Genomic DNA, 26087 nt, shown 5'->3' on the forward strand with positions numbered 1-26087 from the left:
TGACTTTCATTATATCCTTATATCAAACCTTCGGTACATGTTCAGCTGCTGCGGCGCGTTCTTTGCAGATTCCGCAGATTCTTCCATGATTTCCTCTGTCAGGCTGTCGGTTATCTCTTCCTGCGTTTCCTGCAGTTCTTCTGAAACCTCTTCCACAGACTCCGTCATTTCGTCCATCATTTCGTCCAGAATGCTTTCGTCCTCTTCGATGCCCAAAGCTTCTTCCACCATTTCTTCCTGTCTTTCTTCCGGTGTCTTTGGCTCCAGTTTCTCAGCCGCCTTGGCGTTCTTCTCGCCCTGTTCTTCTGCTTCGTCCAGAATATGAGACATCTGCTCCCTGTTATAAGCTGCCTTCACTGCTGCAATCTCATCTTCATAATTATGTAACATCTCCAGCTTCTTGGCTATCTCTTCCACGGTGCCGCATTCCTTCTGTTTCAGATTTTCCTTCTGTTTCTCCCAGAATGCAATCTCAGTTCCGGCTTTTTGCTGACGCTCCATTTTATCCTTTGCGCTTTTAAGCATGCTGTTGTGAAGCCCCGGCAAATTGCCGGCAAAAACACTTTTTGACTGAAAGCTGCCGGCAGTCTGCAGCCCGGTACTGACTGTAAACATATTCATTAAGGTCACCTGCCCTTTCCTGTTCGGCCTATACTGTTTGATTTACCATTTTCTTCTATCTATTTCGTCATGGTCGGGCAGATTTTTAACCGGGGCTTTTATATATTCTTTATTTTAAACTCTCGTTCCGACTCCCGGCGCATGTCTTTTTTGGCGATGTCCTGGCGTTTATCGTAGAGCTTCTTTCCGCGGGCCAGCGCAATTTCCACCTTTACCAGGCTTCCTTTGAAATATACCTGCAGGGGCACCACCGTGTAGCCTTTCTCCGCCATTTTCCCGGCAATTTTATTGATTTCATATTTATGCATCAGAAGCTTCCGGGGACGGAGGGGATCTTTGTTAAAGATATTTCCTTTTTCATAGGGGCTGATGTGCATTCCGTAGATGATGACTTCCCCGTTCTCAATGCGGATAAAGGATTCCTTCACGGAACATTTTCCCATCCGCAGGGACTTTACCTCCGTCCCGGCCAGACTGATTCCTGCTTCATATTTGTCCTCTATAAAATAATCGTGAAATGCTTTTTTGTTATTGGCAATTAACTTCCTGCTTTCTTTTCCCATCTGCTTATCCTCTCCTGAGTTTTCCTGAAATACTGTGTGAATTGGGCCGCTTTACTGGCCGCTCATTTCCAAATCCTCCTCTGGCAGCACAAAATCTATCGTGCGCATCACAGGATCGGCACTGGCTGTCACAACCCTCAGCTTCTGCCCCAGTTTATACCGTTTTCCGGTGGTCTCCCCCACCATCTCATGGGCCGCTTCCTCATAGTGATAATAATCACCCTGCAGATTTGTCACATGCACCATACCCTCCACGGTATTGGGCAGCTCCACGTATATGCCCCAGGATGTAATACTGGAAATGACCCCCTCAAATTCTTCTCCAATGCGTTCCGACATATACTGCACTTTTTTCAATTTATCTGTTTCCCGTTCCGCTTCCTCTGCCCGCCGCTCTCTGGCGCTGGACTGGGCCGCCACCTCCGGCAAAATTTTCTCATAGTGGGAAATCCGTTTTCCGTTCATTTTTCCCCGCAGAGTTTCCTTGATAATCCGGTGAATCTGCAAATCCGGATACCGGCGGATCGGCGAAGTAAAATGACAGTAATACTGGGCCGCAAGGCCGAAATGCCCGGTATTGTCCGTGGTATATTTGGCCTGCTTCATGGAACGCAGCGTCAGTCGGCTGATCAGCGGCTCCTCCGGCGTATCCTCAATCTTCCCAAGCAATTTCTGCAGTTCTTTGGGATGGATTTCGTCCTGGCTGATTCGGATGGAATAGCCGAAATTATTGATAAACAGGCTGAGGCTTTTAATTTTCTCCGGGTCCGGCGTATCGTGGGTACGGTATACAAAGGGAAGCTCCTGCCAGAAAAAGTCCTGGGCCACGGTTTCATTGGCAATCAGCATAAAATCTTCAATAATCCTGGTGGCCACATTCCGTTCATAGGGCTTGATTTCCAGAGGTTTTCCCTGCCTGTCCAGAATGATTTTCGTCTCCGGAAAATCAAAGTCAATGGAGCCTCGTTTTCTGCGCTTTTCCCGCAGAATCGCCGCAAGTTTTTCCATGTCCTCAAACATGGGAATCAGTTCTTTGTACTCCTCCCGCTCCTTTTCATCTCTGTCCTTCAGGATCTTCCGTACGCTTGTATAGCTCATGCGGCGATCCACACGTACCACAGTCTCTGCAATTTCATGGTCAATGACAGTTCCTTTTTCATCAATTACCATGATACAGCTCAATGCCAGCCGATCCTCTCCTGCATTCAGAGAGCAGATTCCGTTGGATAAATGATGGGGCAGCATGGGAATGACACGATCCACCAGATACACGCTGGTTCCCCGTTTCAGCGCCTCCACATCCAATGCGCTGCGCTCCTGTACATAATTGGTCACATCTGCAATATGAACTCCCAGACGGTAATGTTCTCCCTCTCTGGTCAGCGTGATGGCGTCATCCAAATCCTTGGCGTCCTCTCCGTCAATGGTCACCATCTGCCAGTCCCGGATGTCTTTGCGTCCTGCCATATCTGCTGTACTCACAGGTTTTCCCACATTGACGGCCTGTTTTAATACTTTTTCCGGAAATTCTGTGGGCAGATCGTATCCTTTTACAATGGACATAATGTCTGTTCCCGGATCATTGATATGCCCGATAATCTCCACCACTTTTCCCTCGGGCTTGCGTTTTTCGCTGCCGTAATCCGTAAGCTCCACCACAACTTTATGTCCGTCCACAGCTCCCATGGAACATTCGGCAGGCACAAAAATATCCTGTCCAAGCTTCAGGTTGTCCGGCACCACAAATCCGAAATTTTTGCTTTTCTGGAATGTGCCCACTGCCTGGAGCACTCCCCGCTGCAAAATTTTTACCACCGCTCCCTCTCGGCGTTTTCCGGCTTCCGCCTTTCCCGGCAGCAGCGCAATCTGCACCAAATCTCCATGCATGGCGCCGTTGATCCTCTCCTCCGGTATAAAAATGTCCTCCGGCTCTCCCTCGATGGTGACAAATCCAAATCCCCGGACATTTCCGGTAAATGTGCCCTTTAAGAATTTTCCTTCTGTTTTGGAATACTTGCCCCGCTTGGAAACTTCTATCTTTCCTTCCTGCATCAGCTCTGTAAGCATTTCTTCCAAATCTTCCCGTTCCGCTTTGGGCACATTCAGCAGCACGGCCAGCTCTTTTATTTTCATGGGCACATAGAGATCACTGCACATGAATTCATAAATCATTTTCTTTCTGTTTTCCAATAAACTTCTCTCCATATATTTCTCCTATAATACGAAAAAACTGCCGCAAAGCGACAGTCTCTTGTGTACAATACAGCTCCCTGGCTGCTTATAAGCTTCCGATATTCAATACAGCGGCAATTACCAGGAACAAAACCACCAGAACTCTGGTAATCTTCACCATAACTCCTTCTCTGGAACGGCCTTTGTTCTTGCCCCAGTACGTATCTGCGGCGCCGCTGATGGTTCCAAGTCCTGCAGATTTGCCCTCCTGCATTAAAACAATTACTGTCAAACCAATGCTTATCAAAATAAATACTACAGTTAAAATCGTTTTCAAAACTGCCATTTCTCCATACCTCCTGTGACTGTGATGCTCACAACTTGTTTTATAGTAGCATATTTTGGAATGCATTTCAAGGGATTGTTTGAAAAATCATTCCCATAATTACAGCTTAGTTATAAAAGTTGACAATTTTTTGTAAAAATATTATCATATTTTTATATGGCACGCTTTGGAACACTGACTGAAAAGAAAGGAGAGTAAATTATGAAAAAGCAGCAGCACAGGCGGATTTATGCGGTGGGAATCGCACTGTTATTCAGCGCCCTGGCATGGTTTGCCGGCACTGAGAGGACAGCGGAGGCAGCATCAAAAATAATTGTAAAAAAAGTAACCTCCACAGACTCATTGACCGGAAGCAAAACCATCAAACTGGCAAAAGGCAAAAAAGCGACCCTGAAAACAACTGTTACGGTTTCACCGGATAAATCAGCCAACAAAAAAGTAAAATATAAAAGTTCAAACCCAAAAATCGCATCTGTCACAGCCAAGGGCGTGATTACCGGTAAAAAGGCAGGAACCGCAAAGATTACTGTAAGCTCCTCAAAAAACAAGAAGAAAAAAGCCGTCGTTACGGTGAAAGTCGTCAAAGGCAGAGTGACCAGCGTGAAACTGGATAAAACTTCCGCCTCCATTGCAAAAGGCAATACGTTAAAGCTGAAAGCTTCCGTGGAAACAAGCGCAGGAGGCAGCAAAGACGTTGTATGGACAACTTCAAACAAAAAAATCGCGACCGTCAGCAGCAGGGGAACCGTGAAAGGGGTTGGAACCGGAACTGCCGTCATTACTGCAAAGGCAGCGGACGGAACTGGAAAAAAAGCATCCTGCAGGGTGAAGATCAAAAAATCCGGCGGCATCTCCTTTGCCGAGGACACAATCAGCGCCATGTACACATCCTCTGAAAGAAGAATCCGCGTCGTGTGCAGTTCTTCCAAACACGGGAAGATATCCTGGAAATCCTCCAATACCGAAGTTGCGGATTTTGTTATCGAAGCGGATAAGAATGATGTTGAAGGGGAATCTGTGCTCCTTTATGCGGAGCAGGCCGGAACCACCACCATCAAAGCTACCGTGGACGGCAAAAGCGTAAGCCGCAAGATCACGGTCACGGATTTTAAACCAAAGTACACCTATGAAATAAATTTTCTTAATCAGCCATACGCCAATTTATTCAGTATTGTATACGTGAAAACGGAAAATCCCTCTACGGATAACTTTAACCTGTTCTTCTATGATACTGCAACCCAGAAAGAGAATGAGCCGTTATTCATGCCTGGTAACGGCACTGTTTACGAAGATTTAAAAAGCATGGGGGTTATGACGCCCAGTTTTTTATATAAAACAGACGGCGGCTATCTGGGCCTTTTTATGTTTGAGATTCCCGGAAAAACCAGTATCACTGTCCAGGAATTTGCCATTGACAGCAAGGGAAACAAAATCTATGATCTCCCAGGCGGCCAAGACGGCCTGGGCAGGCCAATCATAGAAAATGCTGAACTGGGCTATATCGATATAAAGGATATCGACAAGGAGCAGACCGCATGGATGCAGTCTCTCATTAACCAGGTGACTACGAATTCCATGACAAAAAAGGAAAAAATGCAGACCATTACAAGCTATATGCGCAGCCATTCTGTTTACACCAAAACAGCGGCAGACAGCGGCCACTATATTTCCCTTGCCGCAGACGAAGGGGTTCCTTTCTGGAAATTTGAAAAATTTGAATTCAATTCCTATACCTCGCCCGCCCTTTTAACGGCCTTTGGTAAAATGATCAATTATCCTCTGGAAAATTTGTATTACAAATATAAATACGGTACGCCAGAATGGCAGGCATGGCATATGGTGGCGCAGTCTATCGAAGATGGAACAAATTATCAGTTCTGTCCTCCTACAGACAGCAACGTAATCGATACAGACAACATCGAGCAGATTGATCTGTCCCGGTGGAATTTTTATACCTGCTATAAATAACGCGTAAGAACAAAGCCGCGTCAAAATGATAGAGTCCGTAAAGGTTGAAATCTCTTCCTTTACGGACTTTTGGCATTTCAATATATCCAGTGAAATAAATTGGAATTAATGCCATTTTCAATTTCAAACATGGTTTAGAATTTGTTAAAGGGATTCTTATATTCCGCTACCACTCCCAACTGTTCTTCAATTCTGAGAAGCTGATTGTACTTGGCGGTGCGTTCCGCCCGGCAGGGCGCCCCTGTCTTAATCTGTCCGGCATTGACGGCCACTGCTAAATCTGCGATAAAGGTGTCCTCCGTTTCCCCGGAACGATGGGAAATCACGGCCCGGTAGGCATTTTTATGGGCTGTTTCAATGGCCTCCATGGCTTCTGTCAGGGTTCCGATCTGATTTACCTTAATCAAAATTGCATTGGCGGTTCGAAGCTTGATTCCTGCATCCAGACGTTTGGTATTTGTCACAAACAAATCATCGCCCACAAGCTGAATCCGCTCTCCCAGCTGTTCTGTCATGGCCTGCCATCCGTCCCAGTCCTCTTCGTCTAAACCGTCCTCAATGGAAATAATTGGGAATCTCTCAATCAGCTCCCGGTAATAGCCAATCATTTCAGCTGTATTTCTTGCAATTTTTTCTCCCTTAACCTTAGACTCTCCCGGAAAATGATACATGCCTGTCTTTTCATCATATAATTCACTGGCTGCTGCGTCCAGGGCAATTTTAAAATCTTCTCCCGGCTCATATCCGGAAGCCTGAACGGCATGTCCAATCAGCTCTAGCACAGAGACGGCGTCCGGTAAATCCGGCGCAAATCCGCCCTCATCTCCCACAGCAGTGGAAAGTCCTTCTTTTTCACAGATTTTTTTCAGATTATGGTAAACTTCTGCACACATCCGAAGCCCTTCCCGGAAGCTTTTGGCTCCCACAGGCATAATCATGAATTCCTGGAAATCCACCGTATTGTCTGCATGGCGGCCTCCGTTTAAAATATTCATCATCGGCACCGGCATCTGTTTTGCATTTGTGCCGCCCAAATACTGGTACAAGGGCAGTTCCATGGCCTTTGCCGCTGCTCTTGCCGCTGCCAGGGACACGCTGAGCATTGCGTTGGCGCCCAGATTGATTTTGTCGTCTGTGCCGTCCTCTGCAATCAGAATCCGGTCTATTTCCACCTGATTCAGCGCATTTTTTCCAATTAATGCTTTGGCAATTTTATCATTGACATGCTTGACTGCATTCTGGACGCCCAGCCCGAAATACCTTGGCTCTCCATCTCTCAATTCAACGGCTTCAAACTGCCCGGTGGAAGCCCCGGAAGGCACTGCCGCCCGTCCGGTGGTCTTTTTCCCGTTACTGGAAGCCTCCACCGTCACATCTGCTTCCACGGTTGGATTTCCCCGGGAATCTAAAATTTCCCTTGCATGGATATTGGTAATATTCAAAGAAAAACTCATGTCTGCTCTCCTTTCCTTGGGAACTGCGCGAAAACACTTTCACCTGCCTGGAAGAAACAGCCTTTCCATGGCAGAACTATTTTGGCCCAATTCATCTGTACTGCAAAGTTTTCCTGTATACAGTATTTGCAGGAATTTTGTAATTATACGGAAATGGGTGCAGAACTGGCGGATTTATTGCGGGGCGTTCACGGGCTTAACCATACATCAGCCTTGCTGTCCTCACACTTTCTTTTAATAACTCCAACATGCTCTTTTCCATGTTAATGATCTTTATGCGCGTACTGCTCATATCAAACTTATTTGCATCATATAACCGCCCGATTGCATTGTTTAAAAACGCTGTATTCACTAAATCAACGTCTTTAAAATCTAAACATATCTCTTTTGATTCACCTTCATAAGCTTTCGCCTTAATTTCATGAAACAGTAAATCTCCCTTTTTATCATCATCCGCAAGGGGACTTTGAATAATCGTTTTTACATTAATTTTACACATACATTTTTCCTCTAATCAATTAAAATCTGATGCAGCACTTCATACAAATGATATAAATGTATTTTCCCTACATCTGACTTGGCATATTCTATTCCATGATACTGTATGTTATCATATGCCCGCGCATACACTGACACTATTTTATCTGCAATCGTTACTTTTTCCTGTTCCTTATTGCTTTTATTTATTTCTTCTTTTATTCTTTCCAAATCTTCCAATGACACTTCATCAATCATATCTATTGTAACGGGAACACTTATATTAATTCGATGAAAAAGTTCCTGATCGTATACATGTTGGCGATTTATCTTGGTAAATAATGCTATATTCTCGGTATAACCCAATTTATAACTGAATTCAAACCCTTTATGTTCACGCTCCTCCATATCTACATCTTTAAACCGTTTTGTAGACTGATACAATATTCCGTCATATCCCTTGTTTTTCAAAACTTGCGCCAATAATTGGGGAATAACGTATTCTTCACAAAAGCTGTAACTTGCCGATGCCTGTCTCCTTACAAAACTGCAAACGGAAGACAGTAACAACTTATAAAAATTCCGTACGTCAAAATTTTCACTAATGCCTAACAGCCACTCAATATCCATAACGATTAAATCATCTAATACAGAATTCCGCAGATCAAAAACCTTTATACCATCCGGCAGTTGAATTGTTGATACTTTAAAATTCTCAAGTTCTTTCACCCCCAGTTCTTCTACCAAATCCACGACAGATTTTCCCATGTATACAATTGGCTGTCCCGTTAAGCTATATCTTTGATTCCCAATTAAATGCCGCTTATTAAATGGTATATGAAACATATCCCATCTTGTCAGATATTCTTCGCTCACACGCCCTTTGAAAAAAATATCTGAACTGCTTATTTCAGCTTTAAATGAATTAATCTTATATCTTTCCAAAAGATTATCTAACTTGTCAAAAGCGTCTTTCACTCCGGAATCTATCCATAATAAATATATATTTTTTATTTCATTAAAAAATTCTTCAATCTGCGCTTTGGGCTGTGCATATATTTCATTCTTTATAATTTTACATGCCTGAGAATAGGCACATTCCTTATTTCCGCAATCTTTTTTCAAATACTGCAGCTGAACCAGAAATTATTTCTTATATTGCTCAATCGTATCTTCATATTTCTCACTTCTCCTTTGCGCAAGCAGTCTCAGTTCCCTCTGATGCGCATTGTCCAAAAACTGAATGACACACTCCATTTAGACCTCCAACAGACATCGTAAACATATTTCTTCCAAAACTTTCTTCTCATCCATCAAATTCCCTTTATGATCCGGAATATATAAAGTTATGGTAGTTCCCTCAAAACGCTGTGATAAATTTTTTCGTTTACTTACTCTGATTAAATTTTCATTTTCTTCATTATAGCACATTTTGTCGCACTCTACATAAGAATTTCCAGATAAAACAGAAAATTTCCCATTCATATCGCTGATATATTTTCTTAAAATATACAACCCTATACCGCCGCTGTCCTGCCGGGTTGTATTATTTTTCTTCAACGCCCACACAATTGCTTCAAAATCATTTTCAAATTCCATTTTATTTGCCTGTTTGATATGATTTGCAAATGTAATATCATAATTCACTATAGAAAATAATATCTGATGGTTTTTATAATCATGGTATCCGGCAAAATATCCGTCTAAATAAATCGTATGCATTTTCAGGTTTGCCATCAATTCGCTAAGTATTGTTCTGATTTTATTATATTCATTCAATTCCAATTCTTTTAAATCTCTTAAAAGCAGCTGTTCTTCTTCTGCCAGATTTCTGTTTCCGATTTTTCGGGGCAAAAGAGCCGGGCTTTTATCCAGTGAATAAAACTCAAAAATTTTTCTTAATACAATGCTCTGGTCTTCGCACAAATAACGTTCCTGCCCTATCTTCAATTCAAAAATAATCTGATTTGAATATATTTTCTCAATAGCATATCCTAAAAAAGCAATTAAATTTGTCTCAAAAATATTTGTCAGCTGAAAATCAAACGTAATCTCTTCATATTTACGATTGTTTATTTCATAATAAATACTGTTAATAAAATTAAATCCATTTGTATTCGCTAACATCCGAACCGGAAAATTAACCGTATACGTTTTTTCGTTCTTCATTTCATCCATGATACTCCCAAATCTGTTCTAATTTTCCTATAACAAAATTTATCTTTCTCAAATATTATAAACAAAGGGAAATTACTTTCTTCAAAGCATTTCCCTTTGTTTACAAACTTTTATTCCATCTCAAAAATCCTTAAAACCCGCGGCAATTACACATTAATCTCAGCCGTCATGCCCAGCATTTCTTTCCGTTCTTCCAACACCGGCTGCACCGCCCGGACCAGGAATTTCTCCACCTGAAGAGGCGCGCGTCCCACGTACTTCGAAGGCTCCATGGAACCTTCCAGTTCCTCCAAGGTCAGATGAAAGGCCGGATCTGCCGCAATCAGTTCCAGAAGATTGTTTTCTTTCCCTTCTTCCTTTACATGTCTGCCTGCTTCCATGGAAAGCTGACGGATTTTTTCATGCATTTCCTGACGGTTGCCGCCGTTTTTCACTGCATCCATCATTATATTTTCCGTTGCCATAAAGGGCAGTTCGGCCATCATGTGCTTACGGATTACTTTCTCATACACCACAAGTCCGTCCACTACGTTCAGGCATAAATCCAGAATGCCGTCAACAGCCAGAAATCCCTCCGGCACTGACAGACGTTTATTGGCGGAATCATCCAAAGTCCGTTCAAACCACTGGGTGGCGGAGGTAATGGCCGGATTCAAAGCGTCCACCATCACATAACGGGCCAGAGATGCAATCCGCTCACTGCGCATGGGGTTTCTCTTATAAGCCATGGCAGAGGAGCCAATCTGATTTTTCTCAAAGGGCTCTTCCACCTCTTTTAAATGCTGCAAAAGCCGGATGTCATTGGACATTTTATGGGCGCTGGCTGCAATTCCTGCCAGAACGTTCAGCACTCTTGTGTCCACTTTTCTGGAATAAGTCTGCCCTGATACCGCATAGCATTCTTTGAATCCCATTTTTTTTGCGATCATGGGATCAATTTTATCAATGGTCTCCTGATCTCCTGCAAACAGCTCCTGAAAACTTGCCTGGGTGCCTGTGGTTCCTTTGGAGCCCAACAGCTTCAGGCTGCCCATCACATACTCCAAATCCTCCAGATCCATCAGAAATTCCTGCAGCCATAAGGTGGCGCGCTTTCCTACCGTAGTTGGCTGCGCCGGCTGAAAATGGGTAAATGCAAGGGTAGGCAGCTCTTTGTAAGCATCTGCAAATTTGGCCAGTTCAGCAATGACGTTTACCAGTTTTTTCTGAACCAGTTTCAACGCTTCGTCCATTACAATGATATCGGTATTATCCCCCACATAACAGGAGGTTGCGCCTAAATGGATAATTCCGGCTGCTTTGGGGCACTGCTGACCGTAAGCATACACATGGCTCATCACATCGTGCCTTACCAGTTTTTCCCGCTCCCTTGCCACCTCATAATTGATATCCTCAGCATGGGCTTTCAGTTCCTCGATCTGTTCTTCGGTAATGACAGGCTTGCCATTCTCGCTTAATCCCAGCTCCATCTCTGTTTCCGCAAGGGCAATCCACAATTTTCTCCAGGTGCAAAATTTCATATCCGGGGAAAAAATGTACTGCATTTCCTTACTTGCATACCGCTCTGACAATGGGCTGTTGTATCTGTCTGTTGCCATTGTTTTTCTCCTTCCTTATCGTTTACTCTGAAAAATATAAAATGGCCCTGATTTCCTGCGCTTACCGTATAGGCGAAAACGCAGGATTCCATTCTTTCTCTTGTAACAGTTCGGGCAAACTGCCCTGTTACTTTTTCCTGGAGTTTTTACCGCTCAAAATCTCCCCGGATATCTCCTGCAGGCGGTTCCATGGGATAATTCCCGGTAAAGCACCCCTTGCAGATGGGCAGCCCCTCGGACATTTCGGCAAGCCGCTCAATCTTCAGATAGCCCAGGGTATCGGCTCCGATAACCTGACGGATTTCTTCCAAAGAACGGCCGCAGGCAATCAGCTGCCCCCGCTCCGGAATATCCGTCCCAAAATAGCAGGGCCATAAAAAAGGCGGGGAAGAAATACGCACGTGCACTTCCTTTGCCCCGGATTCCCGAAGTATCCGCACAATCCGGCCGGATGTGGTTCCCCGCACAATGGAATCGTCAATCATAATCACCCGTTTTCCCCTGACCGCCTCTGACAGTACGTTCAGCTTTACCCGCACGCTGGATTCCCGGCTGCTCTGCCCTGGCTTGATAAAGGTACGGCCGACGTAACCGTTTTTCACAAATGCATGGCCGTAGGGAATGCCGGATTCTATGGCATATCCCAAAGCCGCCCCATTGCCGGATTCCGGCACGCCCACCACAAGATCCGCCTCCACCGGAGAATCCATGGCAAGAAACTGTCCCGCCCGGATTCTGGAGGCATAAACGCTAACCCCGTCAATCCGGCTGTCGGGCCTTGCAAAATAAATATATTCGAAAATACATCTTGCCTCCTGCTCTCTTGGCAGGCAAAGGCTGGTATCGGATTTGATTCCCTCAGGCGTAATTGTTACCACTTCTCCCGGAAGGACGTCCCGCAGAAATTTTGCTCCGATGGTTTCCAGGGCGCAGGTTTCAGAGGCAAGGATATAGGCATTCTCCCGTTTTCCTATGCAAAGAGGCTTAAATCCAAAGGGATCTCTGGCTCCGATTAATTTCCTGGGGCTCATCACCACCAGGGAAAAGGCTCCTTTCAGCTTCTTTGCCGCCCGGCATACCGCATCCTCCACCGTATGGGTATTCAGCCGCTCCCTGGCAATATGGTAAGCAATCACTTCAGAATCAATGGTGGTCTGAAAAATTGCCCCGGTATATGCCAGTTCCTTACGCAGTTCACCGGCATTGATTAAATTCCCGTTATGGGCAAGGCCCAACGTCCCCTTAACGTAGTTCAGCACCAAAGGCTGGGCATTTTCCCGGGTGGAAGCGCCTGCCGTGGAATAACGTACATGGCCGACGCCGATGTCTCCTTTCAGATCCTTGAAGGATTCCTGGGTAAACACTTCGTTGACCAGTCCCATGCCCTTCTGGGAAATCACTTTGCCTTTGGGCCCTTTGGTATCGCTGACGGCAATTCCGCAGCTTTCCTGCCCCCTGTGCTGCAGCGCAAACAGCCCGTAATAGATGGTGGACGCCACATCATTTCCGTCAAAATCATAGATGCCGAAAACACCGCATTCTTCCTGAAGTTTATCGGAATCCGTATATAATTCCATTTTACTGTCCATAATTGTTCTCCAGTCAATCTTACGCAAACTTCTCCCCGGTCAGAAGCTCATATGCTTCTTTGTATTTATCCACCGTTTTGATTACCACCTCTTCCGGCAGCAGATAATCACTGTCCGGATTCTGTTTCAGCCAGTCTCTGACAAATTGTTTGTCAAAAGAAGGCTGTGATTTTCCAGGCTCATACCCATTCAGGGGCCAAAATCTGGAGCTGTCCGGCGTCAGCATTTCATCCCCCAGAACCACGTTTCCATTTTCATCCAAACCGAATTCAAATTTGGTGTCTGCAATGATAATTCCTTTGCTTAATGCATACTCCGCACATTTCTTATATAAATTGATGGTACATTCCTGAATCTGCTTCGCATAATCTGCGCCTTTGCCCGGATGAAGCTTTTCCAGTATCTCCACACTGTCCTCAAATGTAATATGCTCGTCATGAAGCCCCAGGTCTGCCTTGGTGGTAGGCGTGTAAATGGGCTCCGGCAGCTTGTCCGATTCCTTCAGTCCCTCCGGCAGCTTGATTCCGCAGACTGTTCCGTCCTTTTGATAGCTTTCCCAGCCGCTTCCGGTAATATAACCCCGGACAATGCACTCCACTGGAAGCATATTCAGCTTCCTGCACTTCATGCTGTTTCCGTCAAAATTCTCACTGCGGAAAAATTCCGGCATATCTTTGACATCCACAGAAAGCATATGATTGGGCACGATATCTTTGGTAAAGTCGAACCAAAATTTAGACATCTGTGTTAATATTGCGCCTTTCTGGGTGATTTTGTTCTTTAAAATCACATCAAAGGCCGAGATTCTGTCTGTGGCCACAATAATAAGGTTGTCCCCATTGTCATAAACTTCACGTACTTTTCCTTCTTTTACTGGTTTAAATTCCTGAATACTCATTGTCTCCTCCATTCTGCGTTCCGGTATCTGCTAATATATCGGGTTTATTATAATACAGGGGGTTTTGATTCGTCAATATAAAAAGCATCAGCGAATCTACATCGTCCATCATGCGCTGAAAAGGGTAAGTCCCCAAAGGAGATACATCAAGTACAATACAGTCCCCGCCCTCGCAGTTGCAGCACTCCCGGCGGATAAGGCTGTTCGCCTTTTTGTCCCGAAGTGGCTCGTTGCGGCGCTTCCCATGCCGGGATATTCCTTTTCGGACGGTCATTCTGTTTTCAAAGCGCTGTTCACCGATGAACTATCCATACAAGAACGATTGAAAACCTGCGTGTGGAGCGTAGGCTGACACTGGAACAGCTTGCGGAGCAGACACACCTCTCCAAGTCTGCGTTGGGAAACTATGAAGCGGCGGACTTCAAGGACATCAGCAAATAGCGTTACATAAATATATCCTCCGGATATTTTACTTCAAAAGGAATACCTTTTTGTAAAATCACTTGCCTAAGGAACATATTCACCGCATCAACTATACATCGTCAATCAGATATCACATAATCACTTTCCGATACAGCTCAAACTTTCCTCTCCTGCCAAAGCATTCAAACCCCAAGCCCTTTGCAAATGCAGCGGACTTCTGATTTTCCACATGGATCTGCGCCGACACAAAACGGCAATGCCACTCCTCGGAAGCAAACCTTATCATGCCTTCCACCGCTTCCCCGGCGTATCCCTTCCCCTGAAATTCCGGGGACAAGATATAACTCACTTCAGCGGTGTGTTCAGACTCCTGTCTTTTGATTCCGAATACTCCGATGGTTTCTCCGCTGTCTTTTAGGGCTGCCGCCCAGTTCATACAGTTGTCATCGGAAAGATACCGGGTTCGGAACCAGTTCAGATGCTCCTCTTCTGTCAGGGGATGGGGCGACAGGAAATATTGATACACTTCCGGGTCTGAACGGAATGTTACAATGAGGGCGGTGTCTTTTTCTGTGATTTCACGTAAGAACAGCCGCTCTGTGGACAAATTGGATACTTTGGCGCTCATCCTTCCGTCCCCCTGACCGCTTTCTTCACCACATCAATCACATACTCCTGCTCTTCCTCCTTCAATGCCGGAAATATAGGCAGGCTGACCATTCTCTGATAAAGCTGTTCTGCATTGGGGCAGAATACATCTGCGTATCCATGGTTCCGGTAATAAGGATGATGATACACCGGAATATAATGTACATTGATGTTCAGCCCTGCTTTCCTCAATGCATCATAAACTTCCTTCCGGTCACGCTTTGCAGCCTGAATCACATACAGATGCCAGCCGCTTTCCGCTTCCGGTATCACCGTGGGAAGAATCATGTCCGGCTCTGCGGCAAACGCCCGGCTGTAAGTGTCTGCAATTTCTCTTCTTTTTGCAATAAATCGATCCAGCTTCTTTAACTGGCTGCTGCCCAACGCCGCCTGAATATCCGTCATCCGGTAATTGTAGCCCAATTCCAACTGTTCGTAATACCATCCGCCTTCATTTTTTTCCATCAGATCTTCTTCTCTTGTAATCCCATGGCTGCGCAAAAGCTTCAGACGCCGGTACAGCCTTTCATCATTCGTAACCACCATTCCGCCTTCTCCTGTGGTAATGGGCTTCACCGGATGGAAGCTGAAAGTCGTCATCTGAGACAGTCCGCCGATTTTCTTTCCTTTGTATGCCGCTCCCAGGGCATGGGCTCCGTCCTCAATCACTGTCAGCCCATATTCTTCCGCTAACTGATGGATCTCATCCATTCTGCAGGGCTGGCCTGTAAAGTGCACCGGTATCACCGCTTTGGTGCGGGAAGTGATCTTACGCCGCAGATCCTCCGGATCAATATTGTATGTAATGGGATCGATATCCGCAAACACCGGTCTGCCGCCGCAGTACAGTACGCAATTCGCAGAAGCCGCAAAAGTCATTGCCGTGGTGATTACTTCATCTCCCGGCTGTATCCCTGCCGCAAGACAGGCAAGATGAAGCGCCGCCGTCCCGTTGGAAACTGCCACCGCATAGTTCGCCCCTGTGTATTCTGCCACTTCCTGTTCAAACTTATCCGCTTTCGGCCCGGTGGTGATAAAATCGGATCTCATCACTTCCGCTACTGCCTGTATATCCTCATCGTCCAGCCATTGACGTCCATATGGTATCATAATCTTTTCCTCTTCTTTATCACTTATTTATTAGTGTCCAGTTCAGCGGTGTTCCTTTTTTCAAATCTTCCCTTGCCGTCTTTCCAAGAATATCTTCATAATATTTCGTATGCAGTCCTGTCCCCGGCCGGATGGAACGTACATTTTCCGCTGTCAATGTTTCTCCCTGCCGGATATCCTTCACCGCAAAAAGAGATCGGGACATACGCCTGCTCTCCTTCTGTTTCTGGTTCAAATCGTAAGTTATGGTTCCCAGGGCTTTCTCTATTCTGCGGATTTGACAGACCATTTCTGCAAATTCTTCCTGTTCCATGGAAAAAGCAGCATCTACGCCGCCGTCTGCCCGCTTCAGGGTCAGATGCTTTTCAATGACTTTTGCCCCCAATGCAGCTGCCGCAACGGCTGTTTCCGCTCCTAATGTGTGATCCGACAAACCAGTCAGACAGCCAAACGCCTGCCCCATATGGGGGATTACTCTCAGATTCATTTCTTCTGCGGGAGCAGGATAGGCCGAGACGCATTTCAGAAGAATTACATTTTCATTTCCCGCTTCTTTGCAGGTATGAACCGCCAGTTCGATATCTGAAAGCCTGGCAATTCCCGTTGAAAGAATCACTGGTTTTCCTGTCTGCGCCGCTTTTTTGATCAGCGGAATGTCATTGATTTCATAAGACGCGATTTTGTAGGCAGGCACATGCAGCCGCTCCAGAAAATCCACGGCTGAAGCGTCAAAAGGAGAAGAAAAACAATCCAGCCCCCTGTCATTGGCATACCGGATAAGCCCCTCCTGCCATTCCCAGGGAGTATAGGCTTTCTGATAGAGCTGATACAGATTCATGCCTTCCCACAGGCCATGGGCCTGAAACTCCTGTGCGTTACAGTCGATGGTTATGGTATCCGCCGTATAAGTCTGAATCTTTACCGCATCCGCTCCGGCATCTGCAGCCGCGTCAATAATGGCGCATGCGCGTCCGTAATCCATGTTATGGTTGGCGGACAGCTCCGCCACTATATAAACACTGCTCTGTTTTGAAATGATATGGTTTCCCAACTGTATTTCTTTGTTCAATCCCGGCTCCCTCCAATTACTTTTCCTTCTGCTTTTTCTGCATCATTTCATATTTCAGTTCTGCCAGCCTCCAGTCTGATTCATGGTCAATGTCCTGCATCTCCATCTCATCCACAAAAATCGGAACAATGCCTTCCGTAATCTGTCCCTTCTGCTCCAGAAACTGGTTTACTTCATAGATATAAAACTGCCCGCAATCGTGATACAGAGGTTCCAAATCCTGAGAACGCATCCTGTAATTTTCCTTCCATTTCATTTTCAGCCGGCCGTCTTTTACAATGTAGGCCCGCTGGGGCGGATAGGAAAATGCAACTACCGGAAGAACTGCCGCCGCCCCTGTTTCTTCCATGACACGAAACGCTTCTGTCAGCTTCCTGGCGGTTACAAAAGGAGCTGTGGGATAAATGCAGGCCATATAATCGAATGTTCTGCCCTGTTTCCTGTAATTTTCAAGAACTTCCTGCAATACTTCTGCTGTGGTGGCATAATCCCCCGATGCGTCCCTGCTTCTCATAAAGGGTACAGACGCCCCGCACTGCCTTGCGGTCCCGGCAATTTTCTCACTGTCTGTAGACACCATGACTTCTTCAAAAAGTCCTGTCTTAAGGGCCGCTTCCACGGAATAAGCCAGTATGGGCTTTCCGCAGAACTCCCTGATATTTTTCTGCGGAATCCGTTTGCTTCCTCCCCGGGCCGGGATAATTCCTAATATCCGTTTCTCCATTTTTTACGCGCCTCTATTGCTTTTTCTCCATTAAAAACCATGTGATATCATCCATAGGGAAATTGGAATCCAGATGATAACGGAATCCATAAGACAGCAGTTTTACATCCTGATATTTTTTCAGAAATTCTCCCGCAAAATCCCTCTTAAACAGCCGTTCCTTGTGTCCTCTGTATTCTATAGCCGCAGGCGTTGGATTGTAATACTCGCACAGAAGGATATAACGTCTGGAGGACTGGTACAATTTCTCATATACATGCTCCAGTTCATTGGGATTTATATGAATCAATACCCCTTTGAGCAGGACAAAATCATACTGCGCCGCAGGCTCAAATTCCAAAATAGAAGTTTCATGCACTTTTACCGGAACTTCAAAAAAAGAATCCTTCCGCAGGAGTTCTGCCGCTTTATGGTTGATTTCCACCGCCTCCAGAGACGCTTTGGGCAGCAGCGTATGAATCGCCCTCAAATTCAAACCGATATTCGACCCAAATTCCGCCACTGTTTCCACATGCTCTGTCAACTTCAGCGCTTCGGCAAATAAAGCCGCATTTGCAGCCACAATCTGATGGTTCTGGTTTCTCTCTATGTATGCGTCTCCAAACTGGCCGCTCCAAAATTCTTCCTGTTCTGTCCTGTATGCCATATTCTGATCCTCTCTTTTCTAAAAATGATGATGGGCTGACAACTGCGCCTGTTCCAAAAACCGCCTGTTTTTACTCTGCATCAAACATTCCCAGCCGTTTTCTCAGTTCCTCTGTCCCAAGCCAATCCGGATTCGTTCCGGAGCTGTATTCAAACCCTTCCGGAACCTTCCTGCCGCCCGGAATCACTTTTTCCTTTCCCCACCAGCTGTAATGAGGATAAATAATAAAATGTTTTTCATATTCATAGGTCATAGGAGAATCTTCTTCTGTCACCATAATTTCATGAAGCTTCTCTCCTTCCCGGATGCCCACCTGGGGCATTTCGCATCCGGGCAAAATGGCCTGGGCCAAATCTGTAATTTTGAAGGAAGGAATTTTTGAGATAAATGTTTCTCCGCCCTTCGCCTCCTGCAATGCCTTAATTACCAGCTCCACGCCCTGTTCCAGACTGATCCAGAACCTGGTCATGCGGTAATCGGTAATGGGAAGCTCTCTGCCGCCGTTTTTTACGATTTCTTTAAAAAATGGAATGACAGACCCCCGGCTTCCCGCCACATTTCCGTACCGCACCACAGAAAAGCTGATATCCTTGGAACCGGCATAGGAATTGGCTGAAACAAACAGTTTGTCAGATACCAGTTTGGTTCCCCCATACAGATTCACCGGATTTGCCGCCTTGTCTGTGGAAAGGGCCACCACCTTCTTCACACCGCAGTCCAAAGCTGCTTCAATCACATTGATTGCGCCGTTGATATTCGTCTTAATGGCTTCGATGGGATTGTATTCACAGGCCGGAACCTGTTTTAAGGCTGCTGCATGGATTACGTAATCCACCCCGTCAAAAGCCCGGCACATCCGCTCTCTGTCCCTAACATCGCCGATAAAAAACCTCAGTTCTTTCTCATATTCCCTGTAATTATTTTTCATCACAAACTGCTTGTATTCATCTCTGGAATAAATGATGATTTTTCTTGGATTGTAATGCTCCAGCACATAGTTCGTAAAAGCATTTCCGAATGAGCCTGTGCCTCCGGTAATCAGTATCGTTTTGTTGTTCAGCATAGGTTTCCTCCATATTGTTCTAAATATTTTCTCCTGTATCCCGCTGTCTATCAAACCGCAAACAGTACATAATCACAAGGCCACAGACATCCATGTCCATAAAAACGCATATAAAACTTGTAATCTCCCCGTATACTGTGAATCAGCTGCGGAATTTCAAAGATATCTTCCGGAATATGGTAAGACGATATCAATAATTTTGGCTTTTCCTTCCGGATATGCGACTCCGCACCCAAAATTGCATCTTTTTCAGCCCCTTCGATATCCATTTTAATCACGGTAACCGGCTCTTTGATATCTTCATCCAGTGTTACCACCTCTACCGGAATTTCCCCTTCGTCTAAAAGATGATTACCGCCTCTTTGTTTATCTTCATCCAGGAACATTTTTCCCTTCTGGCTTCCAACGCCCTTTTGCAGAGGAATAATGTTTTGGTATTCTGATATATTTTGCAATAAGGTCTGATATGTGCAGGGTGTAATTTCATATGCGTAAATCCTTTGATATTTCCCGTACGTGTAAATATAATCTAATATGGAATCCCCGGTATATGCTCCTAAATCCACGATTACATCATTTTCGCCGCATTCCAGAATATCCATGTCATAATAATCAGAAAATGTAGTTTCACACAACGCAGAAAGCTTATTGAGATCAAACTCAAACCAGTAACGGATAATCCCGTTTAAAGTCATTTTGCTTCTGTTATCTGCCATATGCTCATAAAGCCATTTATACTTTTCGATCCCATTTACCATCAGTTCCACATGCTGAGCAATCAGGGAAAAATCATTGCAGCTGTAATCTATTTTATTTTTTAAGAAAGTATAACGATACGGCAGGGCGAAATATTCTATCCGCAATCCCTCTGGAAGAGCCATAAATTTCTGCAGAGTTTCCTGAAAAATATCATTAATATCCACATATTTAAAATACTCATAGATATCCCAGAACTCTGCATCTGTGCGTGTTCCCGCCCGCCTATGCAATGACTGTTCCCATATATCCAGAAGTAATTCAGCTTCATTTATATATTCCAAATCACTTTCCACTAAGTTCAAATCGTAGTCTTTTTGAAATTTCAATTGCGAGACATGATATAAAATACGATTAACTTCTCCAACTGACATTTGTACATCTAATATTGCCTCTTTTCCTGCCCGTCCTTCTTTTATTGCTCTCAGAATTATCTTTATATTTTGAATAATAGCGCTTAATTGTTCCTGCATAACGCATTCTCCTTCTTCTTTTTGCCCTGCTCCCGAAACTCTGCTTCTTTCATAATCCTCACAAATTCTGTCTTTGTATCTAATAACGCCTCCGCTCTCTTCTTTGCTTTATCTGACATTACGGTATAGTATTCATTATCCTGACAATACCTGAGAATCTTTTCCTGCATTTCCCGGTAATTTTCCACACAAAATTCTTTTCCTGCATTTACAGAAACATCCCCATAATTCACTGTTACAACCGGAACACCTTGAAACATTGCTTCCACGCAAGAAGTTCCGCCACCCTTTCTAACTGGATTCAGATAAAGGTCACTTACCTCCATACGTGAAAGAATGTCATCGCAAACCCCAAAATAAGAAGACTTTTTCTTGAGATTAGGATAATCTCTTATCTTTTCCTCATACTTGCAAAACTTCCCCCAAAAAGCTACGTGCATATTTTCCTGTAAAACTTCTTCCAGCATTTCCAAAAAATCTTTGGTTATTTCATCCGCCAACCTATAACCAACCACTGCAATCAAAAAACTACTTTCAGCAATGCCCAACATCCCTTTTGTAATATGCTCCTCCTGAGGTTTCAAACTGCTTGTAAATATCCCTTCTATTACTTGTTCCTTAGTACGTCCTGCCTGAATAAGATAATCTATATCCTGTTGTGTCAACTTCCTCCCTAACGTCTGGTATTTTGTACAAGTAATTCCCAGTTCCGATGGGACAGTTCCTATGGATATGGACGGAACCATCTTTCCTAAAAGATTTCCAAGAATGCCTCCCCCTCCGATAACTAAAACCCAGCCAGGAGCCATGCTGCGTAATTTTTGGAGGAACCAATTAATTATTTCTATATCCGGCATAGAATTACCGCATCGAATATATGGAATTTTCGCCCCTTTCCACATCTGTTCTTTTTCATCTGTTTTTTTGTTACGGCCTCCCTGCTGTACTCCGTAAAAAGGAATTTTCCCCTCTAAACTGACTAATTCACAACTGTCAATCAGTATTACTTCTTTCCCCATTTCCTCTATCAGAATCTTACATCTGTCCAATACAGTTTTCGTTGGGCCATGCCGAATATCCAGAAATTGTTCCGTAACCACTACAACCAAATTTTTGTTTCTTTTGGGTTCAGGTATTTCTTCCAGAGGTACTTCTGCTTCTTCCGCAAATTCTTCTATTATCTCTTTATAAAAACTCCACAATTCTAATTTGATTTTTTCCGTATTCCACTCTCTTTGAGTGAAAACCAGCAAGCTTATCTGATAGTATAAAAAGCACTGTGTATTCACTGAAAATACATTCTTATGCCGCCTTATATAACTAATAAAGCGAAAAACAGCATCCGGGGTTTTTTCAATCTGCAGCAATACAGAATACCACCAAACTGATGCATAGGGCGAACTATAAGGCATTTCTCTTTCCAACAGACTGCAAATACTCTTTTTTACCCCTTCCCACAAAGGTTCTACACTCTTTACCATTTCACTTCCTGCATCAACTGCTTCCATCGGAAGATAATCTTTATATACCTTTTTCTCCATTTGCATTATCCGCAATACTTTTGCAACCTCATCCCCAAAACCCATGCTATTTCCTTCCTTATCCAAAAACGTCCGCATAACTAAATTACTTGCTGCAAGATGTCCAAGTGCGCAAAGCATCTGCCCGTTCTACCATCTTGCAAGACAATTCCTGCATTAATTTTGCGCATTCCTCTAGGACTTCGCTATAGGTTATTCCCTGAACTGCCGCCTGCAACACTTCATCTTCTGTTTCCATATCTTCTTTTTCATAATAAAATTCTGTCTGAAGAATATATTCCGCTGTTCCCAATGTTTCTTCGATCAATTGGTACCCTGGATATTCATAGTATTTTTCTGTAAGCTTCTTTACCCTTTTTAATGCTTTTGATAAACTTTGACCGCTTCCTGTTCCTGATTTTTCTATTTTCTGAATTTTTCGGTATTCCCGCCTTAATTGCCGGGCCAGTTTTTCAATTTCTTCAAACTGCTTTGGAACTTCCCTCAGGTAATCATAAGCTTTCTCTTTTTCTTCCTGTGTGAATGCCGATTCCATGGTTTCCACCAAACCTGCAAAATCTGTTTCCTCTCCGATACATACATCCAATGCCTCTTTTAGCGTCATGAGTTCTGTTCCTTCTATATAAGCACCGCCTTCTGTCGCATTGATAACCCGAAAATTCCCGCGCTCTTTCGCTCCTTTAATATAATCCTCAAACCAATCCAGATAGATCTTCAAATTTGTCAACGTAGGTACCGTATCCTGATAATTTCCTCTCACCCGAATCATATGCTCTGTATTTTCCTGAGGCATTTTTTCCTGAAATGTACCATCCGCATGAGATTTGTTATCGGTATAAGCTAAATCCTGTCCTACAAGGATCACTGTTTCAAATCCCATTTTATACAACAAAGAAAAACCGCTGCAGGCTACAGAACCTCCAATTGCCACCCTGGGCAATACTTTACCATTTTGAAAATATAATTCTTGAGGCAACTGATATCCGTCAAAAAAGAATATTTTCTTCCCTTTTTGTCTGTCTAGCAATTCATACCTTGCTACCGTGTTGGACACTACAGGCAAATACTGCGCACCTTCCAACAAATCCAGCGGTTTTCGGCCATCCAATGTGATAAATACATCCGGAACAATCCCCTGCTTCAGCAACGGCTTTACCGCCGTATCTACTGCAATTAAAAACAAATGATTTTTAGCTCTTCTCAGTTCTTCAATATTTTTATTCAGGGACGGTCCTGCCGACACCAGCACTGCAGCGCCTTTATATGGAATGACTTTCGAAAGCTGCATGGTATGATACCCTTCTGCCACATGCGGCAGATTATACAGAACATTCTGTGCTGCGTGCTCTTGAAGCAGTCTTCTGGTATGAAAACTCACAAAAAAGCCATCAGAATATCTGGTTAACTGTTTTATCTGCTCCCGCAATTGTTCCGGAAATGCAATTTTATAATTCGGATGAACTTCTTCCACAAAAAATTCCAATGTCTCCAATGTCAAAAGGGCCTGCATCACAGGAATGAATTCTGTACCATTTAATCCTTCCACGATAAAGGCAATGGGTCTGTCCTGAATTTCTTTTGATAAATCAATTTCTTTTAAAGCCGTAAGAAAAATCATAACAGACGGTTCACAGACCACAATGTTCGCTTCCTTGGGAGAATTTTGAATCATGGATTTCAAATACGCCCCACTGCCAATTCCAAATAAAAATACCGGCGCATATTTATGAATTTTCCCCAAACGTTCCTGCCACAGTTCCACAGACTTTTTGGCATTGCGTTTTCCTCCCAGGTAAAGTTTCTTCCCTTCCCTTTCAATGCAAAAAATCACTTCTCCATCCTGCGACTGTTCTGTCCACACTTTTGTGTCATCTTCCTTATATTTTTTCTGCCGAATCAGATCTGCAAAATCCGGATACCACTTTTCCATTGCCTTCAGATTTTTTTCAAAAATAGTCTCTTTCATGCTATTGCCTCATTATCTTCTCTATAAATGTCCACAAGTTCCCGCAATCCGTAATCCAGCGTATCCAGCATCAAAACAGTATCTTCCTGTTCAGCAGCCTGTATAAAATCTTCCAGCGTCCGTATGACATAATTACATAATTCCTGATATTCCTTTTCTTCCATACCAAAAATATTTCCCTGAAGAAAAAATTTGCAATATTCCTGAATCTGCCCAGCAGCCTTTTTTGCCTTTTCTATCACTTTTTCATCTTTGTACATATGGTATCCGCCGCAAATAGTATCAATCACCACCCATAGTTTCCTTGCTTTTTCTTCCATGCTATCAATCTCCTGTCATATCCTAAAGATCTTTCCCCGAAATAAGCAGAGGGTACGGCTGGCTGCCCATACCCTCTGCTTTCTTTATCTGACAAATATGCTTTCTATTACTGTAACAATGACAATACACCCTGTGTGGACTGATTTGCCTGTGCAAGCATAGACTGGCCTGCCTGTGCAAGAATATTGTTCTTGCTGTATTCCACCATTTCAGAAGCCATATCAAGGTCACGAATACGGGATTCTGCTGCCTGAGTATTCTCTGCTACATTATCCAGGTTGGCAATCGTATGCTCTAATCTATTCTGAATTGCACCGAGCGCAGATCTCTGATTTGATACACGGTTAATTGCTTCCTGAATTGCTGTAATAGAATCATTTGCAACTGCATAATTATCTACAGCAACCTGCTGGCCTGACACTTTATAAGAAGAAAGCGCATTTTTAGCCGATGTTGCAGTCACCATTACATACTTTCCGAAATCAGCTGACAATGCTGCCTTCATAGCAGTAATCGCATTTGCTCTGTCAGCAGTAATAACAGCCTTAATTGACATATAGCGTTTTCCATCGTTTAAGCCTACATAGAATGCGCTGCCAGTATCTTTATCAAACTGTTTGGTATACAAATTCGATGTATATTTTGCGGTAATCTTCTTTGCTAAAGATAATCTTGCTGCAGTAAGGGCAGATTTCTTGGTTGCATAAGCGCTCTTATAACTCACTGCCATTCCTTCATAAATAATTTTGGTAGGTTTATTTCCTGACTGTTTGTCATAATCAATTGTTTTCGTAATTGATTTCAAGCCGAGAGTCTTTGCGTCCATATTTCCAATCGTAATCTGTATCTTCTGATCTGAATTTGCTCCAACCTGAAGATTCTTGCTCTGGAAACTTCCGTCTAATAAGTTCTGTTTATTAAACTGAGTCGTTGTAGAAATTCTGTCCAACTCTGTTGTCAATGCATCCAACTCTTTATTGATCGCTTCACGGTCAATGCTTTCATTGGTATCATTAGCACCCTGCACTGCCAGTTCGTTCATTCTCTGGAGAATAGAATGAGCTTCATTCAAAGCACCCTCAGCTGTCTGGATTAAAGATACACCATCTTGAGCATTTACAGACGCACGGCTCAAGCCACGCACCTGACTTCTCATTTTTTCTGAAATTGTCAAACCTGCCGCATCATCACCTGCACGGTTGATTCTGTAACCAGAAGATAACTTTTCAGAAGATTTCGCCTGTGAACCTGTGGTAATTCCCAATTGACGGTTAGAATTCATTGCTGTAAGGTTGTGTTGTACGATCATTGCCATAATATTTTTCCTCCTTGTTGTTTATGGTCTTGTATGCCCGGACATCATATGATTCCGGGTATCCGCTACCCCCTGCCCTGCAAAGGGTAAATGCCGCAAATCCGTTTGCGTGCATTTTGGCTTCCCGCTCTCTGAACGAGGGGCCGTATATAATAAGCAGGAGCCCTA

General features: G+C 44.0%; 24 protein-coding genes and 1 pseudogene. 2 read left to right on the forward strand and 23 right to left on the reverse strand.

What is annotated here, in order from left to right; translation table 11 throughout:
• Positions 1-9: 9 nt before the first annotated feature.
• The 4 genes from ACTO17_RS00605 to secG all read right to left on the reverse strand — a co-directional run bounded on the left by ACTO17_RS00605 (position 10) and on the right by secG (position 3702).
• Positions 10-621: a hypothetical protein gene (locus tag ACTO17_RS00605; RefSeq protein WP_482556500.1), complete on the reverse strand. Its 612-nt coding sequence runs from the start codon at positions 619-621 to the stop codon at positions 10-12.
• Between the two features lie 98 nt (positions 622-719).
• Positions 720-1184 carry an SsrA-binding protein SmpB gene (gene smpB / locus ACTO17_RS00610; RefSeq protein ID WP_172536170.1) on the reverse strand — a complete coding sequence of 155 codons (465 nt, stop codon included), beginning with the start codon at positions 1182-1184 and terminating at the stop codon, positions 720-722.
• Between the two features lie 51 nt (positions 1185-1235).
• Positions 1236-3389 carry a ribonuclease R gene (rnr, locus tag ACTO17_RS00615; protein WP_482556501.1) on the reverse strand — a complete coding sequence of 718 codons (2154 nt, stop codon included), beginning with the start codon at positions 3387-3389 and terminating at the stop codon, positions 1236-1238.
• Positions 3390-3462: 73 nt separating this feature from the next.
• Entirely contained in the window at positions 3463-3702 is a 240-nt protein-coding gene (gene secG, locus ACTO17_RS00620; RefSeq protein WP_172536172.1) for a preprotein translocase subunit SecG, read from the reverse strand.
• Positions 3703-3903: 201 nt separating this feature from the next.
• On the opposite strand from secG, the gene ACTO17_RS00625 reads away from it, so the two are divergent.
• Positions 3904-5670, forward strand: a complete 1767-nt coding sequence (locus tag ACTO17_RS00625; protein ID WP_482556502.1) for an Ig-like domain-containing protein — start codon at positions 3904-3906, stop codon at positions 5668-5670.
• Between the two features lie 134 nt (positions 5671-5804).
• On the opposite strand, the gene eno is transcribed toward ACTO17_RS00625, so the two are convergent.
• From eno to ACTO17_RS00660, 7 genes are all read right to left on the reverse strand, one after another.
• The gene (gene eno / locus ACTO17_RS00630) at positions 5805-7124 is read right to left on the reverse strand and encodes a phosphopyruvate hydratase (protein WP_172536462.1); all 1320 of its coding nucleotides are present in this window, start codon (positions 7122-7124) and stop codon (positions 5805-5807) included.
• A 196-nt stretch (positions 7125-7320) separates the two neighbouring features.
• Entirely contained in the window at positions 7321-7623 is a 303-nt protein-coding gene (locus tag ACTO17_RS00635) for an STAS-like domain-containing protein (RefSeq protein ID WP_172536461.1), read from the reverse strand.
• Between the two features lie 11 nt (positions 7624-7634).
• Positions 7635-8726: a hypothetical protein gene (locus ACTO17_RS00640; protein ID WP_482556503.1), complete on the reverse strand. Its 1092-nt coding sequence runs from the start codon at positions 8724-8726 to the stop codon at positions 7635-7637.
• Positions 8727-8858: 132 nt separating this feature from the next.
• Positions 8859-9770 carry a hypothetical protein gene (locus ACTO17_RS00645; RefSeq protein WP_172536458.1) on the reverse strand — a complete coding sequence of 304 codons (912 nt, stop codon included), beginning with the start codon at positions 9768-9770 and terminating at the stop codon, positions 8859-8861.
• A 155-nt stretch (positions 9771-9925) separates the two neighbouring features.
• A complete protein-coding gene (gene purB / locus ACTO17_RS00650; protein ID WP_482556504.1) occupies positions 9926-11377 on the reverse strand; it encodes an adenylosuccinate lyase in 1452 nt (483 codons plus the stop codon).
• A 146-nt stretch (positions 11378-11523) separates the two neighbouring features.
• Entirely contained in the window at positions 11524-12966 is a 1443-nt protein-coding gene (purF, locus tag ACTO17_RS00655) for an amidophosphoribosyltransferase (protein ID WP_482556505.1), read from the reverse strand.
• Between the two features lie 19 nt (positions 12967-12985).
• Entirely contained in the window at positions 12986-13864 is an 879-nt protein-coding gene (locus ACTO17_RS00660; protein WP_482556506.1) for a phosphoribosylaminoimidazolesuccinocarboxamide synthase, read from the reverse strand.
• A gap of 244 nt (positions 13865-14108) precedes the next feature.
• Between ACTO17_RS00660 and ACTO17_RS00665 the strand changes: the two are divergent.
• A pseudogene (locus ACTO17_RS00665) lies at positions 14109-14299 on the forward strand (helix-turn-helix domain-containing protein); the annotation flags it as partial.
• An 8-nt stretch (positions 14300-14307) separates the two neighbouring features.
• On the opposite strand, the gene ACTO17_RS00670 reads toward ACTO17_RS00665, so the two are convergent.
• From ACTO17_RS00670 to ACTO17_RS00725, 12 genes are all read right to left on the reverse strand, one after another.
• Positions 14308-14388, reverse strand: a complete 81-nt coding sequence (locus ACTO17_RS00670; protein ID WP_482556546.1) for a hypothetical protein — start codon at positions 14386-14388, stop codon at positions 14308-14310.
• Between the two features lie 29 nt (positions 14389-14417).
• Positions 14418-14915 (reverse strand): GNAT family N-acetyltransferase, encoded by a 498-nt coding sequence (locus ACTO17_RS00675; RefSeq protein WP_172536453.1) that lies wholly within the window; start codon positions 14913-14915, stop codon positions 14418-14420.
• The gene (pseC, locus tag ACTO17_RS00680; RefSeq protein ID WP_482556507.1) at positions 14912-16045 is read right to left on the reverse strand and encodes a UDP-4-amino-4,6-dideoxy-N-acetyl-beta-L-altrosamine transaminase; all 1134 of its coding nucleotides are present in this window, start codon (positions 16043-16045) and stop codon (positions 14912-14914) included. The genes ACTO17_RS00675 and pseC overlap by 4 nt, the downstream gene beginning before the upstream one ends.
• A gap of 19 nt (positions 16046-16064) precedes the next feature.
• Entirely contained in the window at positions 16065-17114 is a 1050-nt protein-coding gene (gene pseI / locus ACTO17_RS00685; protein ID WP_482556508.1) for a pseudaminic acid synthase, read from the reverse strand.
• 16 nt (positions 17115-17130) lie between these two features.
• A complete protein-coding gene (pseF, locus tag ACTO17_RS00690; protein WP_482556509.1) occupies positions 17131-17838 on the reverse strand; it encodes a pseudaminic acid cytidylyltransferase in 708 nt (235 codons plus the stop codon).
• A 13-nt stretch (positions 17839-17851) separates the two neighbouring features.
• The gene (locus tag ACTO17_RS00695; protein ID WP_482556510.1) at positions 17852-18484 is read right to left on the reverse strand and encodes a pseudaminic acid biosynthesis-associated methylase; all 633 of its coding nucleotides are present in this window, start codon (positions 18482-18484) and stop codon (positions 17852-17854) included.
• 70 nt (positions 18485-18554) lie between these two features.
• Complete coding sequence (gene pseB, locus ACTO17_RS00700; RefSeq protein WP_482556511.1) at positions 18555-19547, reverse strand: UDP-N-acetylglucosamine 4,6-dehydratase (inverting); 993 nt, start codon at positions 19545-19547, stop codon at positions 18555-18557.
• A gap of 50 nt (positions 19548-19597) precedes the next feature.
• Positions 19598-20776: an FkbM family methyltransferase gene (locus ACTO17_RS00705; RefSeq protein ID WP_482556512.1), complete on the reverse strand. Its 1179-nt coding sequence runs from the start codon at positions 20774-20776 to the stop codon at positions 19598-19600.
• The gene (locus ACTO17_RS00710; protein WP_482556513.1) at positions 20761-22362 is read right to left on the reverse strand and encodes a glycosyltransferase; all 1602 of its coding nucleotides are present in this window, start codon (positions 22360-22362) and stop codon (positions 20761-20763) included. The genes ACTO17_RS00705 and ACTO17_RS00710 overlap by 16 nt, the downstream gene beginning before the upstream one ends.
• A 40-nt stretch (positions 22363-22402) precedes the next feature.
• Positions 22403-24283: a motility associated factor glycosyltransferase family protein gene (locus ACTO17_RS00715; RefSeq protein WP_482556514.1), complete on the reverse strand. Its 1881-nt coding sequence runs from the start codon at positions 24281-24283 to the stop codon at positions 22403-22405.
• The gene (locus ACTO17_RS00720) at positions 24280-24603 is read right to left on the reverse strand and encodes a hypothetical protein (RefSeq protein WP_172539238.1); all 324 of its coding nucleotides are present in this window, start codon (positions 24601-24603) and stop codon (positions 24280-24282) included. The genes ACTO17_RS00715 and ACTO17_RS00720 overlap by 4 nt, the downstream gene beginning before the upstream one ends.
• Before the next feature lie 107 nt (positions 24604-24710).
• Entirely contained in the window at positions 24711-25913 is a 1203-nt protein-coding gene (locus tag ACTO17_RS00725) for a flagellin N-terminal helical domain-containing protein (RefSeq protein WP_482556547.1), read from the reverse strand.
• Between the last annotated feature and the right edge of the window lie 174 nt (positions 25914-26087).

It is taken from the genome of Petralouisia sp. (assembly GCF_056822245.1).

Excerpts from the sequence above, each read along its gene's own strand:
- ACTO17_RS00605 (WP_482556500.1), bottom strand. The coding sequence starts at position 621 with ATGAATATGTTTACAGTCAGTACCGGGCTGCAGACTGCCGGCAGCTTT.
- smpB (WP_172536170.1), bottom strand. The coding sequence starts at position 1,184 with ATGGGAAAAGAAAGCAGGAAGTTAATTGCCAATAACAAAAAAGCATTT.
- rnr (WP_482556501.1), bottom strand. The coding sequence starts at position 3,389 with ATGGAGAGAAGTTTATTGGAAAACAGAAAGAAAATGATTTATGAATTC.
- secG (WP_172536172.1), bottom strand. The coding sequence starts at position 3,702 with ATGGCAGTTTTGAAAACGATTTTAACTGTAGTATTTATTTTGATAAGC.
- ACTO17_RS00625 (WP_482556502.1), top strand. The coding sequence starts at position 3,904 with ATGAAAAAGCAGCAGCACAGGCGGATTTATGCGGTGGGAATCGCACTG.
- eno (WP_172536462.1), bottom strand. The coding sequence starts at position 7,124 with ATGAGTTTTTCTTTGAATATTACCAATATCCATGCAAGGGAAATTTTA.
- ACTO17_RS00635 (WP_172536461.1), bottom strand. The coding sequence starts at position 7,623 with ATGTGTAAAATTAATGTAAAAACGATTATTCAAAGTCCCCTTGCGGAT.
- ACTO17_RS00645 (WP_172536458.1), bottom strand. The coding sequence starts at position 9,770 with ATGAAGAACGAAAAAACGTATACGGTTAATTTTCCGGTTCGGATGTTA.
- purB (WP_482556504.1), bottom strand. The coding sequence starts at position 11,377 with ATGGCAACAGACAGATACAACAGCCCATTGTCAGAGCGGTATGCAAGT.
- purF (WP_482556505.1), bottom strand. The coding sequence starts at position 12,966 with ATGGACAGTAAAATGGAATTATATACGGATTCCGATAAACTTCAGGAA.
- ACTO17_RS00660 (WP_482556506.1), bottom strand. The coding sequence starts at position 13,864 with ATGAGTATTCAGGAATTTAAACCAGTAAAAGAAGGAAAAGTACGTGAA.
- ACTO17_RS00675 (WP_172536453.1), bottom strand. The coding sequence starts at position 14,915 with ATGAGCGCCAAAGTATCCAATTTGTCCACAGAGCGGCTGTTCTTACGT.
- pseC (WP_482556507.1), bottom strand. The coding sequence starts at position 16,045 with ATGATACCATATGGACGTCAATGGCTGGACGATGAGGATATACAGGCA.
- pseF (WP_482556509.1), bottom strand. The coding sequence starts at position 17,838 with ATGGAGAAACGGATATTAGGAATTATCCCGGCCCGGGGAGGAAGCAAA.
- ACTO17_RS00695 (WP_482556510.1), bottom strand. The coding sequence starts at position 18,484 with ATGGCATACAGGACAGAACAGGAAGAATTTTGGAGCGGCCAGTTTGGA.
- pseB (WP_482556511.1), bottom strand. The coding sequence starts at position 19,547 with ATGCTGAACAACAAAACGATACTGATTACCGGAGGCACAGGCTCATTC.
- ACTO17_RS00705 (WP_482556512.1), bottom strand. The coding sequence starts at position 20,776 with ATGCAGGAACAATTAAGCGCTATTATTCAAAATATAAAGATAATTCTG.
- ACTO17_RS00710 (WP_482556513.1), bottom strand. The coding sequence starts at position 22,362 with ATGGGTTTTGGGGATGAGGTTGCAAAAGTATTGCGGATAATGCAAATG.
- ACTO17_RS00715 (WP_482556514.1), bottom strand. The coding sequence starts at position 24,283 with ATGAAAGAGACTATTTTTGAAAAAAATCTGAAGGCAATGGAAAAGTGG.
- ACTO17_RS00720 (WP_172539238.1), bottom strand. The coding sequence starts at position 24,603 with ATGGAAGAAAAAGCAAGGAAACTATGGGTGGTGATTGATACTATTTGC.
- ACTO17_RS00725 (WP_482556547.1), bottom strand. The coding sequence starts at position 25,913 with ATGATCGTACAACACAACCTTACAGCAATGAATTCTAACCGTCAATTG.